The sequence below is a fragment of the Psychromonas sp. MME1 genome, from assembly GCF_041080865.1.
GTDB lineage: Bacteria > Pseudomonadota > Gammaproteobacteria > Enterobacterales > Psychromonadaceae > Psychromonas.
The window spans coordinates 136,513-155,552 of record NZ_CP160906.1; the positions used below are offsets into that span (position 1 = coordinate 136,513).

Annotated in this window: 18 protein-coding genes, 1 tRNA gene and 1 pseudogene; 15 read left to right on the plus strand and 5 right to left on the minus strand. The window is 39.4% G+C overall.

From position 1 onward, the window contains the following. Positions 1–111: 111 nt before the first annotated feature. Positions 112–768 carry an NAD(P)H-dependent oxidoreductase gene (locus AB2N10_RS00595; protein ID WP_354624633.1) on the minus strand — a complete coding sequence of 219 codons (657 nt, stop codon included), beginning with the start codon at positions 766–768 and terminating at the stop codon, positions 112–114. 240 nt (positions 769–1,008) lie between these two features. On the opposite strand from AB2N10_RS00595, the gene prfC reads away from it, so the two are divergent. The 3 genes from prfC (at position 1,009) to greA (ending at position 4,102) form a co-directional block, all read left to right on the plus strand. Continuing rightward, positions 1,009–2,595: a peptide chain release factor 3 gene (prfC, locus tag AB2N10_RS00600; protein WP_369434165.1), complete on the plus strand. Its 1,587-nt coding sequence runs from the start codon at positions 1,009–1,011 to the stop codon at positions 2,593–2,595. A 122-nt stretch (positions 2,596–2,717) separates the two neighbouring features. Beyond that, positions 2,718–3,485, plus strand: a complete 768-nt coding sequence (locus AB2N10_RS00605; RefSeq protein ID WP_354624634.1) for a TatD family hydrolase — start codon at positions 2,718–2,720, stop codon at positions 3,483–3,485. A 137-nt stretch (positions 3,486–3,622) separates the two neighbouring features. Next, positions 3,623–4,102: a transcription elongation factor GreA gene (greA, locus tag AB2N10_RS00610; RefSeq protein WP_354624635.1), complete on the plus strand. Its 480-nt coding sequence runs from the start codon at positions 3,623–3,625 to the stop codon at positions 4,100–4,102. Positions 4,103–4,185: 83 nt separating this feature from the next. On the opposite strand, the gene yhbY is transcribed toward greA, so the two are convergent. Further along, positions 4,186–4,482, minus strand: a complete 297-nt coding sequence (yhbY, locus tag AB2N10_RS00615; protein WP_354624636.1) for a ribosome assembly RNA-binding protein YhbY — start codon at positions 4,480–4,482, stop codon at positions 4,186–4,188. 136 nt (positions 4,483–4,618) lie between these two features. On the opposite strand from yhbY, the gene rlmE reads away from it, so the two are divergent. The 12 genes and pseudogenes from rlmE (at position 4,619) to AB2N10_RS00675 (ending at position 16,801) form a co-directional block, all read left to right on the plus strand. Next, positions 4,619–5,287: a 23S rRNA (uridine(2552)-2'-O)-methyltransferase RlmE gene (rlmE, locus tag AB2N10_RS00620; RefSeq protein ID WP_354624637.1), complete on the plus strand. Its 669-nt coding sequence runs from the start codon at positions 4,619–4,621 to the stop codon at positions 5,285–5,287. 128 nt (positions 5,288–5,415) lie between these two features. Then, positions 5,416–7,362 carry an ATP-dependent zinc metalloprotease FtsH gene (gene ftsH / locus AB2N10_RS00625; protein WP_369434166.1) on the plus strand — a complete coding sequence of 649 codons (1,947 nt, stop codon included), beginning with the start codon at positions 5,416–5,418 and terminating at the stop codon, positions 7,360–7,362. Between the two features lie 78 nt (positions 7,363–7,440). Then, entirely contained in the window at positions 7,441–8,271 is an 831-nt protein-coding gene (gene folP, locus AB2N10_RS00630; protein WP_369434167.1) for a dihydropteroate synthase, read from the plus strand. 12 nt (positions 8,272–8,283) lie between these two features. Further along, positions 8,284–9,618 carry a phosphoglucosamine mutase gene (gene glmM / locus AB2N10_RS00635; RefSeq protein ID WP_369434641.1) on the plus strand — a complete coding sequence of 445 codons (1,335 nt, stop codon included), beginning with the start codon at positions 8,284–8,286 and terminating at the stop codon, positions 9,616–9,618. 164 nt (positions 9,619–9,782) lie between these two features. Beyond that, entirely contained in the window at positions 9,783–10,106 is a 324-nt protein-coding gene (gene secG, locus AB2N10_RS00640) for a preprotein translocase subunit SecG (protein WP_354624639.1), read from the plus strand. Positions 10,107–10,124: 18 nt separating this feature from the next. Continuing rightward, a tRNA-Leu gene (locus AB2N10_RS00645) sits at positions 10,125–10,209 on the plus strand. Positions 10,210–10,483: 274 nt separating this feature from the next. Further along, positions 10,484–10,942: pseudogene (gene rimP, locus AB2N10_RS00650) on the plus strand (ribosome maturation factor RimP). 15 nt (positions 10,943–10,957) lie between these two features. Continuing rightward, entirely contained in the window at positions 10,958–12,460 is a 1,503-nt protein-coding gene (nusA, locus tag AB2N10_RS00655; protein WP_354624641.1) for a transcription termination factor NusA, read from the plus strand. A 23-nt stretch (positions 12,461–12,483) separates the two neighbouring features. Next, entirely contained in the window at positions 12,484–15,120 is a 2,637-nt protein-coding gene (gene infB / locus AB2N10_RS00660; RefSeq protein WP_354624642.1) for a translation initiation factor IF-2, read from the plus strand. 95 nt (positions 15,121–15,215) lie between these two features. Next, complete coding sequence (rbfA, locus tag AB2N10_RS00665; protein ID WP_354624643.1) at positions 15,216–15,617, plus strand: 30S ribosome-binding factor RbfA; 402 nt, start codon at positions 15,216–15,218, stop codon at positions 15,615–15,617. Beyond that, the gene (gene truB, locus AB2N10_RS00670; protein ID WP_354624644.1) at positions 15,617–16,549 is read left to right on the plus strand and encodes a tRNA pseudouridine(55) synthase TruB; all 933 of its coding nucleotides are present in this window, start codon (positions 15,617–15,619) and stop codon (positions 16,547–16,549) included. Before rbfA ends, truB begins: the two co-directional genes overlap by 1 nt. Positions 16,550–16,588: 39 nt before the next feature. Next, positions 16,589–16,801, plus strand: a complete 213-nt coding sequence (locus AB2N10_RS00675; protein ID WP_354624645.1) for a hypothetical protein — start codon at positions 16,589–16,591, stop codon at positions 16,799–16,801. Between the two features lie 96 nt (positions 16,802–16,897). Here the strand turns inward: AB2N10_RS00675 and AB2N10_RS00680 are convergent, their stop codons facing one another. From AB2N10_RS00680 to AB2N10_RS00690, 3 genes are read right to left on the minus strand one after another with little or no spacing between them, the layout of a single operon-like run. Continuing rightward, complete coding sequence (locus AB2N10_RS00680; protein WP_354624646.1) at positions 16,898–17,221, minus strand: MlaA family lipoprotein; 324 nt, start codon at positions 17,219–17,221, stop codon at positions 16,898–16,900. Beyond that, the gene (locus AB2N10_RS00685; protein WP_369434168.1) at positions 17,208–17,648 is read right to left on the minus strand and encodes an MlaA family lipoprotein; all 441 of its coding nucleotides are present in this window, start codon (positions 17,646–17,648) and stop codon (positions 17,208–17,210) included. The genes AB2N10_RS00680 and AB2N10_RS00685 overlap by 14 nt, the downstream gene beginning before the upstream one ends. Before the next feature lie 15 nt (positions 17,649–17,663). After that, a complete protein-coding gene (locus AB2N10_RS00690) occupies positions 17,664–18,941 on the minus strand; it encodes a hypothetical protein (protein ID WP_354624648.1) in 1,278 nt (425 codons plus the stop codon). Positions 18,942–19,040: the final 99 nt, after the last annotated feature.

The window sequence follows — 19,040 nt, forward strand, 5'->3', positions numbered from 1 at the left end:
TTTGTCAGGTGCTAGCGCTCCGTAGAGCAAGAAAATAGTAGCAACTATTATTGCTGACTTTGTATCTTGAAGTAGCATGGGGATGTCGGAGATGATTTTTCGATTGGCCATTTATACTACTTGTAGTATTTCTGGCATAGCTAAACGCGACTTAGGCAGTGCTGCATTATAATCTTCATCTTGGTGGTGATACCCCATGGCAAGCGCTACATCACAACGATAACCTGCTAATTCCTCTTTAAAAACCTCAGCAATCAAATCGCTATCCACACCTTCCATTGTGGTGGAATCAATCCCTAAACGAGCGAGTACGTGCAGAGCGTTACCAAGAGCAAGGTAAGTTTGTGCTTTGGTCCACGCTGATGTATTTCCTGTGGCATCGGTATTTAAATCTGCAAATGTAAAACTTGCAAAGGCTTGCTCTCTGTTTTCGGCTTTAGTGCGGCCATCTGCAATACCTTTATCTACAACTTTTGCGTAATCAGTTCGCTTATAGTGGGGATTGTAGGCAAACAATATAATGTGTGAAGCTGTTTTGGCATGAACTTGGTTAAATTGGAACTTATTGGCAAAAGTATCATGCAGCCGCTGCTTGGCTGCATCACTTTCAATAACGATAAATTTCCATGGCTGTGAATTGATTGATGAGGCTGACAAACGAATCGCTTCATAAATAACATCAAGGTCGCATTGTGAAATTCGTTTTGAGGCGTCATAACGTTTTGTCGTATAACGGTTTTTTAAGTCAGTGATAATTGGATGAAGCATAATTATATCCTTGTTGGTATTTGTTGCCATTTTAACGGATATGGTGTTGCTGTCTACGCTATTTTAATTTCCATGTTTATCTTTAACGCCATCAGGAACGCTTAATTTATTAAATTTTTATTGCCATTAACATTTATGAATGTTGCTTATATTTTGTTATAGTTGCGCACATTCGATAAAACCTTCCCTATAAAAAAATATTTTGTGCATGTTTGTGTACTATTTTAAGAGAAAATAAAAATGGCAGACGCTAAGTTCCTCGAAGCCGTCAACTGTAGACGTACCTTCGCTATCATCTCTCACCCTGATGCGGGTAAAACAACGATCACTGAAAAGGTATTGTTATTCGGTAATGCACTACAAAAAGCGGGTACCGTAAAAGGTAAAAAATCAGGGCAGCATGCAAAGTCTGACTGGATGGAGATGGAAAAGGATCGTGGTATATCGATCACGACCTCTGTGATGCAGTTTCCTTATAATAACTCCATTGTGAACTTACTTGATACGCCTGGGCATGAAGATTTCTCGGAGGATACCTACCGCACATTGACTGCCGTTGACTCTTGTTTAATGGTCATTGATTCCGCAAAAGGGGTTGAGCAACGGACCATTAAACTGATGGAAGTGACCCGGTTGCGTGATACACCAATTATCACTTTTATGAACAAATGTGACCGTGATATTCGCGAGCCAATTGAGTTAATGGATGAAGTTGAAGATATTTTAAATATTGCCTGCGCTCCCATTACTTGGCCTATTGGCATGGGGAAAGAGTTTAAAGGGGTTTACCATATTCTTCGTGATGAGGTGATCTTATATTCAACCGGGCAAGGCCATACGATTCAAGAAAGTCGTATTATTAAAGGCTTGGATAATCCAGAACTCGATGAAATTTTACCGTTATATGCTAACGACCTGCGTGAAGAAATGGAGCTTGTTTTAGGGGCTTCTAATGAATTTGACTTGGAAATGTTTTTAAAAGGCGAGTTGACCCCTGTTTATTTTGGTACTGCATTAGGTAATTTTGGTGTTGACCATGTATTAGATGGCTTGACGGAATGGGCGCCGAAGCCGTTAGCGCGTGTTGCCCATGAGCGAGTGGTTGACCCCACAGAAACGGAATTTTCTGGATTTATCTTTAAAATTCAAGCGAATATGGACCCTAAACACCGTGACCGTATCGCCTTTATGCGTGTTTGTTCAGGAAAATATGAAAAAGGCATGAAGATGCGTCATGTTCGCACTGGGAAGATGGTTAGCATCTCTGATGCGGTCACCTTTATGGCTGGAGATAGAGCTGCTGCTGAAGAGGCTTTCCCGGGTGATATTATTGGTTTGCATAATCATGGTACGATTCAAATTGGTGATGCCTTTACCAGTGGTGAAGAACTCAAATTTACAGGCATCCCCAATTTCGCACCAGAAATGTTCCGTCGTATACGCTTAAAAGATCCGCTTAAGCAAAAGCAACTGCTCAAAGGTTTGATGCAGTTGTCCGAAGAAGGTGCTGTACAGGTGTTTAGACCATTACGTAGTAATGATTTAATCGTTGGGGCTGTCGGGGTATTGCAATTTGAAGTTGTTGTTCAGCGTCTAAAATCTGAATATAAAGTGGAAGCCATTTATGAGAGCATTAGTGTTGCCACTGCGCTCTGGGTGGACAGTGAAGATCCTATTAAATTTGCTGAGTTCGAGAAAAAAGCCTACGACAATTTAGCCCTTGATGGTAGTAATAACTTGACCTATGTTGCACCAACGATGGTTAATTTAAATCTTGCGATTGAACGTTATCCGGCAATCAGTTTTAGAAAAACGCGTGAACATTAATAGTAAATCCTACTATTGAAGGAATTGCTATGATTAATTAAAAGCATAAAATGTCTTTTAGCCATTTTATGCTTTACGCTCCCCCTATTATTTTTGCTACCTATACCCATGAAGGAAAGCAAATGTTTATTGATAGCCACTGCCACGTGAATTTTGCCTGTTTTGATGAGCAGCGTGATAAATTAATATCCTCTTTAGCGTACCAACAAATAGATAAACTTATTATTCCTGCAACGCATCGTTCTACCTGGCAAGATATTATCGATTTATGCTGTCAGTATCCTAATTTGTATTATTCATTGGGTTATCATCCCCATTTTTTAGACCATTATGAAGATGGGGACCTAATTTATCTACAAGCACTTGTGAATCGCAGAGAAAGGCAATGTATCGCGATTGGTGAGATTGGTTTAGATAAGAGAATCAGTACAGATATGAGGATGCAAGAGGACATTTTTATCGAGCAGGTGAAAATAGCTGAAAAATTTAAATTACCCATTATCTTACATGTTGTTCAGAAACAGGGGCGTGTACTGGAGATATTGCGGCAATTAAAATTTACTCAAGGAGGCGTTTACCATGCTTTTTCTGGTAGTGAAGATATTGCATTAGCTTTCATTGCGCTAGGTTTTAAAATTGGTGTTGGTGGTGTGGTTACCTATCCTAATGCACTAAAAACGAGAAAAACGCTGCGTTTATTACCAGTTGAATCTTTAATACTTGAAACAGATTCACCGGATATGCCAGTTTACAAACAACGTGACAAAGTTAATACACCGCTTAATTTATTACCTATTTTTACTGCCTTGGCGGAATTGCGAAGTGAATCAAAAGAGTGTCTGGCTAAACAATTATATCAAAATACTTTGAATATTTTTTCTTGTAAATAGTTTGAATAATGAAGATTAAACACGAACCAACACGAGACATTTAATGGAATTGGTATAATGTATAAAAAAAGCGTAGAATAACTGCCTTTTTCAAAGGCTAAAAATAGAGCTGCTAGTTACATATAAGGTGATTTTTAATGGTTCAATATCCAATGACAGCTAAAGGTGCTGAAATTTTGCGCGCTGAATTAGAAAATTTAAAAACAGTGAAACGCCCTGAAATTGTCAAGGCAATAGCAGAAGCGCGTGAACACGGTGATTTGAAGGAAAATGCCGAATACCATGCTGCGCGTGAGCAACAGGGGTTTTGTGAAGGGCGTATTCAAGATATAGAGGCTAAGCTATCTAACGCACAGATTATCGATGTCACTAAAATGGCTAATAATGGTAAAGTCATTTTTGGCTCAACGGTGACTATTGTAAATATTGAGACGGATGCCGAAGTGACTTACCGTATTGTTGGTGATGATGAAGCGGATATCAAACGCAATTTGATTTCGATTAGTTCACCTATTGCACGTGGCTTAATTGGCAAAATGCTAAATGATGAAATAGTTATTACAACACCCGGTGGTGTAATCGAGTACGAAATAATTAACGTACAATATGTTGCTTAATGAGGGGATATCAAATCGTGTAGAGTAATGCATAAAACCTGAATAGGTTCGTGTTTTATGCATTTTAGCTCTGTTTGCTTGGGTTATTTACGTGGCAACTCTATCTTTTTGTTTTCGCTAGGGCGGAATAAAACCACAACATGACCAATTTTAGCGATATCAAGTGCTTCAGTTTCACGTACAATTGCATCAATGATAAGTTGCTTCATTTCTCGGTCGTCAGTTGCAACTTTCACTTTAATTAATTCATGAAAGCTGAGTGCGTTCTCAATTTCTGCTAGTACGCCTTCAGTTAAGCCATTTTGGCCAAGTTGCACAATCGGTTTTAAACTATGTGCAAGACCTTTTAAGTGTTGTTTTTGTTTATTTGATAATTTCATACAAATTTCTTTTCATTTAAGGGTTGAAAACAGGGCATTCTACCCTTAATTGATACCCTTTACTATTTTGATTGTTATTTATCCGCTTTATTCATCATAAATAATGGCACAGTAACAATATTGAGGAACCATTTAGATGGGCAAAAAAGTTAATTCCGGCGAAGTGAAATCCGGCGCTACAAAGAAAAATAGCTCGGCTAGCTCTAAACGTTGGATGCAAGAGCACGTTAATGATTTTTATGTAAAAGAAGCGAATAAAAAAGGATTGCGCTCTCGTGCTGTTTTTAAACTCGAAGAGATCAATAACAAAGATAAGTTAATTCGATCAGGAATGACGGTGGTTGATTTAGGTGCTGCACCGGGTAGTTGGTCACAATGGGCTGTTGATACTGTAGGCATGAAGGGCAAAGTGATCGCCTGTGATATTTTGCCTATGGATTCTATCGCTGGAGTCGATTTTTTACAGGGTGATTTCCGTGAAGAGGCCGTGCTAAATGCGTTACTGAAACGTATTGGTGATAACAAAGTTGATGTTGTTTTATCTGATATGGCACCCAATATGAGTGGTAATGCGGCAATGGACCAACCTAAATCAATGTATTTAGTTGAGCTCGCACTAGATATGTGCCGTGCGGTATTGGTTGAAAATGGCAGCTTTATTGTCAAAGTATTCATGGGGGCTGATTTTGAAGCTTTCATGCAAGACGTTCGTGGCGAATTTCGCGCCGTAAAAATTCGTAAGCCTGACTCTTCTAGAGCGCGTTCTCGAGAAGTTTATCTTGTTGCAACGGGATACAAAGGCTAAATAGATTAAAGTGCAGTTGCATTATGTATTTATTCTTCACTGAATGAGTCAAGTATATTTACTGGCGACAGATTTTAATCTGTAGTAATCTACAACACATTATTATTTATTAACATGAGGTTTACATCTTGAACGATATGGCAAAAAACCTGATATTGTGGTTAGTCATCGCAGTAGTATTGATGTCGTTATTCCAAGGTTTTGGAACGGATAGCGCAAAAAAATCGCAAATGGATTACACAACATTCGTCAAAGAAGTTAGCCAAGGGCAAATCCAACAAGTTAAAATTGATGGGCAAGTAATTAAAGGCGTTAAAAGTAATCAAAGCCATTTTGAGACGTATATTCCTGCACCCGATCTTGACCTATTGAATGATCTAATTAAACACGGTGTCCTTGTTGAAGGTACTCCGCCCGAGGAAACTAGCTTTTTAACATCGTTATTTGTTTCTTGGTTCCCGATGCTGTTATTAATTGGTGTTTGGATCTTTTTCATGCGCAATATGCAAGGCGGTGGAAAAGGTGGGGCAATGTCATTTGGCAAAAGTAAAGCCAAATTGATGGGAGAAGATCAAATCAAAACAACCTTTGCTGATGTGGCTGGGTGTGATGAAGCAAAAGAAGACGTTAAAGAGCTTGTTGATTACTTAAAAGATGCGACTAAATTCCAAAAATTAGGTGGGCGTATTCCAACGGGGGTTTTATTAGTTGGCCCTCCTGGAACGGGTAAAACGTTATTGGCAAAAGCAATCGCTGGCGAAGCTAAGGTTCCTTTTTTCTCAATCTCTGGTTCAGATTTTGTTGAAATGTTCGTGGGTGTTGGTGCTTCTCGCGTGCGTGATATGTTTGAGCAAGCCAAAAAATCTGCTCCTTGTATTATATTTATTGATGAAATCGATGCGGTTGGTCGTCAACGTGGTGCTGGTGTCGGTGGTGGTAATGATGAGCGAGAGCAAACCTTAAACCAAATGTTGGTTGAAATGGATGGCTTTGAAGGTAACGAAGGTATTATTGTTATCGCAGCAACCAACCGTCCAGATGTACTCGATGCAGCCCTGTTACGTCCTGGACGTTTCGACCGTCAAGTTGTTGTTGGCCTACCTGATGTGCGAGGCAGAGAGCAGATTCTTAATGTTCATATGCGTAAAGTACCGCTTGCTGGTGACGTTCAAGCCGCTATTTTAGCGCGAGGCACCCCAGGTTTTTCTGGTGCAGATCTTGCGAATTTAGTTAACGAAGCTGCGTTGTTTGCTGCCAGAGGTGATAAACGTACCGTTGATAAGCAAGATTTTGAACAAGCTCGTGATAAAATTTTAATGGGTGCAGAACGCCGCAGTTTGGTTATGCGTGAAGAAGATAAAGAATCGACTGCTTACCATGAAGCAGGGCATGCTATTGTTGCGAAATTAGTACCGCAACATCACCCTATTCATAAAGTGACGATTATACCTCGTGGTCGCGCGCTGGGTGTGACACAATTTTTGCCTGAGGGTGATCAAATTAGCCAAAATCGTACCGAGCTTGAAAGTAGTATTTCCGTTGCCTATGGTGGTCGTATTGCCGAAGAGTTGATCTATGGAGCCGATAAGGTTTCAACGGGTGCTTCTCAGGATATTAAACAAGCATCATATATTGCACGAGCGATGGTTACCGAATGGGGATTCTCTGAAAAATTAGGGCCTATTTTATTAAACGTTGACTCAAATACATTGCGATCTAATGTCGTTTCCCATGAAACTGGCAAAATTATTGATGATGAAGTGAAGTTTTTCATTGAGAAGAATTATACTCGCGCTAAGCAAATATTAACCGATAACATTGATATCTTGCATGCAATGAAAGATGCATTAATCAAATATGAAACGATAGATGCGGAGCAGGTGGATGATTTAATGGCAAGGATTGAGGTTCGCCCCCCTACGGATTGGAACGATGCATTATTGGCAACAACCAAAGTGGATGCTGAAGTTGTGTCTCCGGTAGACAATGAGAATGTCAGTGACGCCGTTGATACCCCCGTAGATACGGTTGAAGAGTCTGCGCCGAATAGTGAAGATAAAAACGATAAACTATAAACATCTCAATGGCTGAGTATCCTTGAAAACCTAAGCTTGCTTAGGTTTTTTATTATCTTAAATTTCAGTGAGAAATTGATGCAATTAAGTAGCGGGCATAAAACACTTAATCTAGATCAACCCAAAGTAATGGGTATTTTAAATGTAACCCCAGATTCTTTCTCTGATGGTGGCCGCTTTGCGAATATCGAGTCAGCTTTTTTACAATCCGTGAAGATGGTTGAACAAGGCGCTGCCATTATTGATATCGGAGGGGAGTCTACTCGCCCAGGTGCTGAGGATGTTAGTACACAAGAAGAGTTAGATCGTGTTATTCCTGTCATTGAGAAAATAGCTAAACGGTTAGATTGCTGGATCTCGATTGATACGAGTAAAAGCCTAATCATGCAAGAGGCAGTCAAAGCTGGCGCCGATTTAATTAATGACATCCGAGCCTTGCAAGCAGCGAATGCTTTGCAGGTTGCGGCTCAGGCAAATGTGCCTGTCTGTTTGATGCATATGCAGGGATTACCTCGTACTATGCAAAATGCACCCGAGTATGAAAATTTAATCGCAGAGGTAAAATCTTTTTTAATGCAACGTGCCGAGCAATGCATGGCTGCGGGTATAAAAAAAGAGAATATTATTTTAGATTTAGGTTTTGGTTTCGGTAAAAAGTTGGAACATAATTATCAATTATTGCAAGCGACTAGACAGTTTGTGGAGCTGGGTTATCCTTTGCTAACCGGCGTTTCTAGAAAATCAATGTTTGGTCAATTGCTAAATCGTGATATAAATGACCGCCTTGCAGGCAGTCTTGCAGGTGCTATAATCGCGCTGCAACAGGGAACGCAAATTATCCGAGTACATGATGTAGCTGAAACAGTTGATGTCATTAAAGTGCTACAAGCCGTTAATTCATATAATTAAAAATTTGAGACGATAATGAAGAAAAAATATTTTGGTACAGATGGTATCCGTGGAAAAGTTGGTGCATCATTAATTACACCTGAGTTTGCTTTAAAATTAGGTTGGGCTGCAGGCAGAGTATTGGCAAAAACAGGATCTCAAAAAGTCTTAATTGGTAAAGATCCACGTATCTCAGGCTATATGTTAGAAGCGGCTCTACAAGCTGGGATCACCGCAGCAGGGCTCCGTCCCGTATTGATGGGGCCGATGCCGACACCTGCTGTTGCCTACTTAACGCGTACTTTTCGTGCATCTGCAGGCATCGTTATCAGTGCTTCACATAATCCCTATGACGATAATGGCATTAAGTTCTTTTCAAATGAAGGTGTTAAATTATCGGAAGAAATGGAACTAGAAATTGAAGCTGAAATTGATAAAGAACTAAAATGTGTTGAATCAAATGAGCTTGGTAAGGCTTCGCGAATTGACGATGCCGCTGGGCGTTATATTGAATTTTGTAAAAGCACCTTCCCCAGTAAATATAATCTAACGGGATTAAAAGTGGTAGTGGATTGTGCAAATGGTGCAACATACCATATTGCTCCTCTGGTTATTAATGAGCTGGGAGCTAAAGTTATCGCTATGGGCGTGGAGCCTAACGGCGTCAATATTAATTTAAATTGTGGTGCAACAAGTATGCAGGCGATCTCCGAACGTGTTGTTCAAGAGAAGGCTGATTTTGGTATTGCCTTCGATGGCGATGGCGATAGGGTGATGATGGTCGACCATACCGGTTATATTCTCGATGGTGATGAGCTACTTTACATTATTGCCCGAGATAAATTGCGAGCAGGGAGATTAAAAGGCGGTGTTGTCGGCACGACGATGTCTAATTTAGGTCTTGAGCAGGCATTGAAAACATTAGGTATTCCATTTGAACGTTCTGATGTGGGTGATCGCCATGTAATGGAGTTAATGAATAAAAATGGTTGGTGTTTAGGTGCTGAAAATTCAGGGCATGTTATTAGCTCTGAGCACCTACCAACAGGAGATGGTATCGTTTCTGGGTTACAGGTGATTAGTGCCATGCAAGCAAGTCGCATGACGTTAAAAGAGCTAAGACAGGGAATGAAAAAATATCCTCAAATTTTAATCAATGTGCGTTTTAATAATGAAATTGACCCATTATCCGACGAGGATGTATTGGCTGAGTGCCGTGCTATTGAAGAGTTGCTGGCTGATAAAGGTCGTGTACTATTGCGTAAATCCGGTACCGAACCTGTTTTCAGAGTTATGGTTGAAGCTGATGCCGATGAAGATGTGGTGCGTAGCTATGCTCAATCGATTGCTGATAAAGTTAAAGTATAAATAAATTACAATTATTGCTTTTTTTTTGAGCGGTTAAATGGTTAATACCCGAAAAGAAAAAAATATCACTTTATTCACTTGTGATTTGTTCTTCTATTGGGTAATATTCGCCCGCTTCTTGGATGGAGCGCGAGAAGTTTTTGTTGAAATATTAGGTATATTCTATGTATGAGATGCTGTTAGTTGTTTATTTGATTGTTGCAATTATTTTAATTGGATTTGTATTAATTCAACAAGGCAAAGGCGCTGGTATGGGGGCATCCTTTGGTTCAGGCGCTTCAAATACTGTATTTGGTGCAAGTGGTGCAGGGAATTTTATGACTCGCACAACAGCAATACTTGCTGTTATGTTTTTCATTTTAAGCCTTGTTCTTGGTAACCTTTCAACAAATAAAGTTTCGGTTAATGATGAGTATTCAGACCTTACCATCCAGGTGCCAGCTGAAGTAGCAAAAGAAGTTGATACTTCTAATCAAATACCAGAATAGAATATTTATTTAATAAATGCGGATATGGTGGAATTGGTAGACACGTAGTCTTGAGGGGGCTATGACTTAGGTCGTGAGAGTTCAAGTCTCTCTATCCGCACCAATTATTTTATAGGTAGTAATAATAGTGATTGCTTAGCCATGGTTAAGTCGATATAATCGCTGTCATTAGATAGAGCTTTTAGTAAGCTTGTCTTATTCGAGTATTCGAATAAACTGAATTAAGCTCCAATTTATTGGGGCTTTTTTGTTATTTGAGAAGTTGAAAATACTATTTCAACTTTACAATATGACAACTTATGTTTGTTTTTAATAAACATAAGTTGTTAATTAAATAGGGCTTATAGCCCTATTTTTGTTTCTGATAGGGGATTAATTTGGCAAGTTTAGAAGAACGTTTAGTTGAAATGCTAAAACCAAGTGTTGAGGGGCTTGGTTATGAATTGGTTGGTATTGAGTATGTTCGTGCTGGCAAGCATTCAACATTACGGATATATATTGATCAAGATGGTGGTATTTTAGTCGATGATTGTGCGGCCGTCAGTCGCCAAGTCAGTGCTATATTGGATGTTGAAGATCCAATTACCAATGAATATACACTTGAAGTTTCTTCACCTGGTTTATAACGTCCTCTATTTACCGCTGCGCAATATGCCAATTTCATCGGCACGGAAGTGCGTATACAGTTAAGAATGCCAGTTCAAAACCGTCGCAAATGGAAAGGTACAATTTCCTCTGTTGAAGGTGAAATAATTTGTATAAGCGTAGACGAAAAAGAAGAACGCTTTGCATTAAGTAATATCCAGAAAGCGAATATTGTTGCAAAATTTGATTAATTAAGGCGATTCAAGATGAATAATAAAGAGATCTTACTTGTCGTAGAGGCAGTATCAAACGAGAAAAGTCTTCCTCGTGAAGCAATTTTTCAAGCATTAGAAAGTGCACTTGCTATTGCTACTAAAAAGAAATATGAAAATGATATTGAAGTGCGCGTTGAAATTGACCGTGAATCGGGTAACTTTAAAACCTACCGTCGCTGGTTAGTATTAGAAATCGATGCAGAAATGGCAAATCCATGTCAAGAGATGACATTTGAAGCTGCTCAATATGATAACCCTGATATTAAAGTGGGTGAGTACATAGAAGACGAAATTGAATCAGTTACCTTTGATCGCATTACAACACAAACTGCTAAACAAGTTATCGTACAGAAAGTTCGTGAAGCTGAACGCGCTCAAGTTGTAGAGCAATATGCAGAACAAAAAGGTGAATTAATCACTGGTGTCGTCAAACGTATGAATCGCGATAATATTCTGCTTGATTTAGGTGGCAATGCTGAAGCTGTTATCTTTCGAGATGAAATGTTACCGCGAGAAAACTTCCGCCCTGGTGACCGTTTACGTGGTTTATTGTATGATGTTCGTCCAGATGCGCGCGGCGCGCAACTTTTTATGACACGTACTCAACCAGAAGTATTAGTCGAATTGTTCCGTTTAGAAGTACCTGAAATTGCAGAAGAGATGATTGACTTAATGGGCGCCGCTCGCGATCCTGGTTCTCGTGCTAAAATTGCAGTTAAATCCAATGACCAGCGTATTGATCCCATTGGTGCTTGTGTTGGTATGCGTGGCGCACGTGTTCAAGCCGTTTCAGGTGAATTAGGTGGAGAGCGTGTTGATATTATCCTTTGGGATGAAAATCCGGCACAATTTGCAATTAATGCAATGTCACCAGCGGAAGTGTCATCAATTGTTGTTGATGAAGATGCTCATAGCATGGATATTGCTGTTGAAGAGGAGAACCTTGCTCAAGCGATAGGTCGTAATGGTCAAAACATTCGTTTAGCGTCTCAACTTACAGGTTGGGAATTAAACGTCATGACGGTTGCTGAATTAAAAGCGAAGCATCAAGCTGAAGCGAATAATGTTATTAATCTATTCACAAACGCATTAGAGATAGATGAAGAGTTTGCATCTGTTTTAGTTGACGAAGGCTTTAGCTCTCTAGAAGAAATTGCTTATGTACCAATCAATGAGTTATTAGCTATTGAAGGGTTAGATGAAGATATTGTTGAAGAGTTACGTACTCGCGCTAAAGATGTCTTAGCGACTAAAGCGCTTGCGCAAGAAGAGACGCTTGAAGGGGCAAAACCTGCTGCGGATTTACTTGCTCTTGAAGGTTTAGATGCGCATTTAGCCTATGTACTTGCCAGTAAAGGCGTTATTACACTAGAAGATCTAGCAGAACAAGCCGTAGATGATCTACTTGAAATCGAAGAGTTGGACGAAGCAAAAGCAGGTAAGCTTATTATGGCTGCGCGCAACATCTGTTGGTTCAGCGAAGATGCTGAATAAGCATCAGATAGGGGAAAAAAATTATGTCAGATATTTTATTGAAAGACCTTGCTAAAGATTTAAATAAATCAGAAGAAACATTACTTAAACAGTTTGCCGATGCAGGTATTACTAAAAAAGCGTCAGACCATGTGACGTTACAAGAAAAAGAGATGCTCACTACGTTTTTACAAAAACAACATGGTGGTGAAGTGAAAAAGAAAATGACTTTACAACGTAAAACAAAAACCGTTTTAAATGTTAAAGGTCAAGCGAATGCTGTTAATGTTGAAGTGCGTAAAAAACGCACCTATGTGCAACGTACTGATACAGAAGCTGCTGCATTAAAAGAAGCAGAAATCGCAGAAAAACAGGCAGCAGAGGAAAAATTACAAGCCGAAATTGCAGCGCAGAAATTAGCGGCAGAGAAGGCGCAAGCTGAAAAATTAGCAGCGAAGAAAGCTGCAGATGAAAAAGCGAAGAAAGCCGCTGTTATTAATAAAGAAAAACAGGCTGCAGCTAAATCTGAAAAAACACCTGAACAAATTCAATTAGAGCAGGAAGCCGCTGAATTACTTAAAAAAGCGGAAAAAGAAGCGTTGTTAAAAGCTGAAAAGAAAGCGGCTGAACAAGCTGAGATAGCTAAGAAACTTGCTGAAGAAAACTCGGCTCGTTGGGCGGCAGAAGAGGAAGCGCGTAAGAAAGCGGCTGAAGCAGACTACCATATGACCTCATCTAAAGCAGCACAAGCAGCTGAAGATGCGCAGGATTCTAAAGAGGAAGGTCCTGCTCGTCGTAAGAAGAAGAAGAAAGCATCAGAACCTGCACAGGAAATTGTGCAAGGACGTCGTGGACGTCGTGGAAAAAAATCAAACCCACATACTCCTTCTGTATTACAGCAAGCGTTTGAAAAACCAGCAGCACCAGTTGAACGTGATGTTAAAATTGGGGAAACAATTACCGTTGCTGAATTGGCTAACAAAATGGCTGTTAAAGCGACAGAAGTTATTAAAGTTATGATGAAAATGGGGGCTATGGCCACCATTAACCAAGTGATTGATCAAGAAACCGCAACTATTGTTGCTGAAGAGATGGGCCATAAGGTTATTTTAACTAAAGAAAATGAGCTTGAAGAGTCTGTGATGGCAGAAGCACAACAGGGTGGTGAATTAACATCTCGTGCACCTGTTGTTACTATCATGGGACATGTTGACCATGGTAAAACATCGCTACTTGATTACATTCGTCGTGCGAAAGTTGCCGATGGCGAAGCGGGTGGTATAACTCAGCATATTGGTGCTTATCATGTAGATACCGATAAGGGTATGATCACTTTTCTTGATACACCAGGACATGCTGCCTTTACATCTATGCGTTCACGCGGTGCAAAAGCGACCGATATCGTTATATTAGTTGTTGCTGCAGACGACGGCGTTATGCCGCAAACTATAGAAGCTATCCAACATGCGAAAGCTGCTAAAGTGCCATTAATCGTTGCTGTCAATAAAATAGATAAAGAAAATGTAGATTTTGAACGTGTTAAGAGTGAACTTTCGCAACACGACATCATTTCTGAAGAGTGGGGCGGTGAAAATATTTTCGCTTATGTTTCAGCTAAAGCTGGTACAGGTGTGGACGAGTTACTAGACAGTATTCTCTTACAAGCTGAAATGCTAGACTTATCAGCGGTAGCAACAGGCCCAGCATCGGGTGTTGTTATCGAATCTCGCCTCGATAAAGGGCGTGGTCCGGTTGCTTCTATTCTTGTTCAACACGGTGAATTAAAGCAAGGTGATATTGTACTTTGTGGCCTTGAATATGGCCGTGTTCGTGCAATGCGTGATGAAAACGGAAAAGCAATTGAAGTTGCTGGCCCATCTATTCCAGTGGAAGTATTAGGCCTTTCTGGTGTGCCTCAAGCTGGTGATGAAGCCACTGTTGTACGTGATGAGAAAAAAGCGCGTGAAGTTGCGCTATACCGCCAAGGAAAATTCCGTGATATTAAACTTGCGCGTCAGCAGAAAGCTAAGCTTGACAATATGTTTGCAAACATGGAATCTGGCGAAGTTTCAGAGCTTAATATTGTTCTTAAAGCAGACGTACAAGGTTCTCTAGAGGCGATTTGTGATTCATTGAGTAAGCTATCGACCGATGAAGTGAAAGTTAATATTATTGGTCGTGGTGTTGGTGGTATTACTGAAACAGATGCCTCACTCGCTTCTGCCTCTGGTGCCATTGTAATCGGCTTTAATGTTCGTGCTGATGCGTCTGCGCGTAAACTTATTGATAACGAAGCTGTCGATTTGCATTACTACAGTATTATTTATGATTTGATTGATGAAGTTAGAGCTGCAATGAGTGGCCTCTTAGCGCCAGAATTCAAACAAGAAATTACTGGTATTGCAGATGTTCGAGAAGTATTCAAATCACCAAAAATTGGTGCTATTGCGGGTTGTATGGTGACAGAAGGTACGATAAAACGTAATAATCCGATTCGTGTTTTACGTGACAATGTCGTTATCTATGAAGGTGTGCTTGAATCATTGCGTCGCTTTAAAGATGATGCGACTGAAGTTCGTAATGGCACCGAATGTGGTATCGGTGTTAAAAATTACAACGATGTTCGCGTTGGTGACCAAATTGAAGTATTTGAAATTATTGAAGTTAAACGTAGTTTATAAAAATACTCAATTTTAGATTATAGAATGGAGGCTGAGTGCCTCCATTCTTATTTAAAAAATAAATTATCATCACTAGGGTGATGAAGGAGTTAAACATGGCCAAAGAATTTAGCCGTACTTCACGTGTTGCACAGCAAGTTCAAAAAGAACTTGCTCGTATTTTACAGCAAGAAGTTAAAGATCCTCGTATTGGTATGGTAACTATTTCTGGTGTTGAAATAACCCGAGATCTTGCCTATGCGAAAGTATTTGTTACTTTTCTAACCATTGGTGAGCAGACTAATGAAGAATCTTTAAAGGGGCTTAATGCTGCATCGGGATATATCCGCAGATTATTAGGTAAAGCAATGCAATTACGCATCGTACCAGAAGTCCGTTTTTGTTTTGATGAAACCTTAACCGAAGGTTTGCGCATTTCTGAGTTGGTAAGCGGTGCGGTCAAAAAAGACAAAGAAAAAATCGTCGAGTCAGGACGTGTTGATGAGGATCAAGAGTAATGGCAAGACGAGGAAAGGGTCGTTCTATCAATGGTATTGTTTTACTAGATAAACCCACAGACATCAGCTCAAATCATGCGTTACAGCGTGTAAAACGTATTTTCTTTGCTAATAAAGCTGGGCATACTGGGGCATTGGATCCTTTAGCAACCGGTATGTTACCTATTTGCTTGGGTGAAGCGACTAAATTTTCTCAGTTTTTATTGGACTCTGATAAGCGTTATATTGTAACGGCTAAATTGGGCGTGCGAACTACCACCAGTGACTCACAGGGTGATGTTGTTACAGAGCGTGCTGTTAATGTTAATAAACAGCAGTTGATGGATGCTTTGGATACTTTTCGGGGCGATATTATGCAGGTGCCCTCGATGTTTTCTGCACTTAAACATCAAGGGCAACCCCTGTATAAATATGCTAGAGAAGGGATCACCATAGATCGAGAAGCAAGACCGATTATAGTTTATGAAATCAATCTATTACGTTTTGAAGGTGATGAAGTTGATTTAGATGTGCACGTTAGCAAAGGAACTTATATTCGTACTATCGTAGATGACTTAGGTGAACTACTTGATTGTGGTGCGCATGTTTCGATGTTACGACGTACACAAGTTGCTGATTACCCTTATGAACGTATGGTCACTATTGAGCAATTAGAAGCATTGGTAGAACAAGCAAATGAATCTGATAGTTGCCCCTATGAATTATTAGATGCGCAGTTGCTTGCCATGGATACCGCGGTTAAACATTATCCTGAAGTGAATATCACTGATGAAATGGGAGACTATGTTTTGCATGGGCAACCGGTACAGGTTTTTGGTGCACCAGATAACACCATCGTTCGTATCACGGTCGGTGATGCGCATACTTTTATTGGTGTTGGGCAAATGAATGATGATGGTTTGATTGCGCCGAAACGTCTAGCCAATCTATAAATGTTGATTTTTATACTATAAAGATAATAGGGTATAACAATGACTAAATTAGACTTTTCTGTAATAAATAAAGCCACTGCTGATTCATTTAATAGGCAACGTAATTTAATAAAAAAATTAGCGAAAGGTGAATTAGTGCTTTGTGATAAATGTAATTCACCATTAGTTTTAAATGTCTCTTCCGTATTGCATGATACTGGTATTACTTGCAGTAAAGGGTGTACAAATATTGAATTGGAAGTTGAAAAATAATCTTTCTTCCCCTTATATTGGACTGGTTTTCATTATATTAAAAAATAGGCGGTTATATAACCGCCTATTTTCATTAAATTAAGTTATTGAATTCGCTTAGCGTTTAACTTCTATTTCACGTTTTCTTAGGTATAAGAAACGAATTAACTCATATTCAAATGCCGAGCCTGAACCGTAATAACGGAATGCGATGTTTTTACGCGTATCAATGGCTCTTAATAAATTAAGTGCTAACACCTCTTCCCATTTCATATCAAGTTGGTCAATTGCAGCGCTAGTGACAAATGAATCTACAACAATCCCACTCGCATCACGTACACTTGATGGACCAAGAAGCGGTAAAACTACATAAGGACCACTGCCAACTCCCCAGTGACCAAGCGTTTGACCAAAATCTTCCTTCTCTTTATACATTCCCATGCGTGTTGCGGGATCCCAAAGTCCTAATACACCAATAGTCGTATTTGTAACAAACCTGCCAGGCTGTAACTAATGCCCTTTCTCCTTTAAGTTGTAATACCGAGTTAAAAAAGGTGTTAATTTCACCTAGATTACTGAAGAAGTTAGTGACGCCGTCTTGCACAATTTCTGGTGTTACCCACTGATAACCATTAACAACAGGTAAGATAACATACTGATCCGCTTTAGCATTGAAGTAATACATATGGCGATTGAATCCTTCCCATGGATTGTTGTTTTTGGAAATGCCGTTATCTGGGATATCTTTGGGTAATGATACAGTAGGTTCAACAGCGTCTTTTTCAAGAACAGGTGTTGAGCTACAAGCTGTTAATATTAATGCAGCAAAAAAGAAAATTATGTTATGTATATATGATTTATGTGTCATGTGTCATCTCCCTACTTATAGGTCTGAGGCGAAAAACGCCAGCATATGTTCAACCCAAACTTTTTCATCCATGTTTCCACAGTGACCACCATAAGGGAAAACTTTCCCTCTATCTCCAAACGTTTTTACTAAAAAAGATAAATCACCTTCGGCTAAAATGATGTCATCAGCATTGGTCACCATTGCTATTTTATTTGATGAACTAAGATAATCAGCAATGCTTTCTAGGCTTAATCTATCTATCATTATTTGCTTGTTCAGTGTTGTATCTTCAGCCTTGTAATAAGGCAACATGCCTTTTTCAAAATAGGTCAGAAAACCAAGTTGAGCGCCGCGAGCAAATGCTGGGCTAATAGACTCAAATTTATCAATAGTATGATTTTTATAAGTAATGGCACCGATATTCTTCATAACATCAATGGCAAAGATCATATCTGTTGAACTAAGGCGAAATGCTAAGCCTATTAATTCAGATAGCTCTTGATCACTAACCTTTGCCGCAACAAACATTTGATAGAGGAAATCAGTGGTTAGTTCAACATGGTCTGCATGAGAAACAGAATCTCCGACACGACTAAAGATGCTATTAACCGTATCTTTAATTTGTTCCGTACCAACGTTATCTACAAATCCATCAAGTATTTGTACTGAGCGATATAAACTAACGGGAGGGTTAACAATAAACACTTTTTTAAAGTTGAATATCTTTTCCTCTTCATCTAGTTTGCTAATAAAAGCGGAATGTGCACCACCAAGGCTGTAACCCGTTAAGTAGTAATCCGTAATTTGTAACTTATCACCGAGCTTGTTTTGTGCGTCTGCGACTGTTTTTTGCATTACGTTATAGAGTTCTTTGGCATCATTATCTAAGTAACCAGGGAACTGATCGACTGAAGCGCCAACAATAAAACTAGCATGAGTCGGTGAACTAATAGATATCACATTATAACCAGCTTGAAAGAAGGTTTTTTCGAGCTGTTTCAGCTTACTGTCGTTATATTTAGCCCCTGTGCCTGCAATAGAAAAAATAAGGGGGGCAGGGTGATCTTGATGGACAACTGAATACTTAAATTCTTCGTGATACCAGAATACCTCGGGCACTTTTCTATCCGGAAGGATATCAACCGTTAAATCTTCTCGATTGATATCAGCAGAAAGTTCCGCCTTATATTCAGTAGGTGTTCCGTATACTGTTGCTTTGAAAGGATCTTTAAATGGAAAATCATAAGTTGAGGTTGCAAAGGAGGTATGCCCAAAAAGCAGTAGCAGCGTTGCTAATAATATCCTTTTCATAATTATATTCCTTAGTAATAAATACATATCAATAAATGCCATTTTGTTGAAGTTAGAAAATATCTAAGTATGTATGAAATTCATTTTTTTTAAAGCTGA

Excerpts from the sequence above, each read along its gene's own strand:
- nusA (WP_354624641.1), top strand. The coding sequence starts at position 10,958 with ATGAATAATAAAGAGATCTTACTTGTCGTAGAGGCAGTATCAAACGAG.
- AB2N10_RS00690 (WP_354624648.1), bottom strand. The coding sequence starts at position 18,941 with ATGAAAAGGATATTATTAGCAACGCTGCTACTGCTTTTTGGGCATACC.
- AB2N10_RS00605 (WP_354624634.1), top strand. The coding sequence starts at position 2,718 with ATGTTTATTGATAGCCACTGCCACGTGAATTTTGCCTGTTTTGATGAG.
- AB2N10_RS00680 (WP_354624646.1), bottom strand. The coding sequence starts at position 17,221 with ATGGGAATGTATAAAGAGAAGGAAGATTTTGGTCAAACGCTTGGTCAC.
- yhbY (WP_354624636.1), bottom strand. The coding sequence starts at position 4,482 with ATGAAATTATCAAATAAACAAAAACAACACTTAAAAGGTCTTGCACAT.
- AB2N10_RS00675 (WP_354624645.1), top strand. The coding sequence starts at position 16,589 with ATGACTAAATTAGACTTTTCTGTAATAAATAAAGCCACTGCTGATTCA.
- greA (WP_354624635.1), top strand. The coding sequence starts at position 3,623 with ATGGTTCAATATCCAATGACAGCTAAAGGTGCTGAAATTTTGCGCGCT.
- rbfA (WP_354624643.1), top strand. The coding sequence starts at position 15,216 with ATGGCCAAAGAATTTAGCCGTACTTCACGTGTTGCACAGCAAGTTCAA.
- secG (WP_354624639.1), top strand. The coding sequence starts at position 9,783 with ATGTATGAGATGCTGTTAGTTGTTTATTTGATTGTTGCAATTATTTTA.
- truB (WP_354624644.1), top strand. The coding sequence starts at position 15,617 with ATGGCAAGACGAGGAAAGGGTCGTTCTATCAATGGTATTGTTTTACTA.
- prfC (WP_369434165.1), top strand. The coding sequence starts at position 1,009 with ATGGCAGACGCTAAGTTCCTCGAAGCCGTCAACTGTAGACGTACCTTC.
- AB2N10_RS00685 (WP_369434168.1), bottom strand. The coding sequence starts at position 17,648 with ATGACACATAAATCATATATACATAACATAATTTTCTTTTTTGCTGCA.
- folP (WP_369434167.1), top strand. The coding sequence starts at position 7,441 with ATGCAATTAAGTAGCGGGCATAAAACACTTAATCTAGATCAACCCAAA.
- infB (WP_354624642.1), top strand. The coding sequence starts at position 12,484 with ATGTCAGATATTTTATTGAAAGACCTTGCTAAAGATTTAAATAAATCA.
- AB2N10_RS00595 (WP_354624633.1), bottom strand. The coding sequence starts at position 768 with ATGCTTCATCCAATTATCACTGACTTAAAAAACCGTTATACGACAAAA.
- rlmE (WP_354624637.1), top strand. The coding sequence starts at position 4,619 with ATGGGCAAAAAAGTTAATTCCGGCGAAGTGAAATCCGGCGCTACAAAG.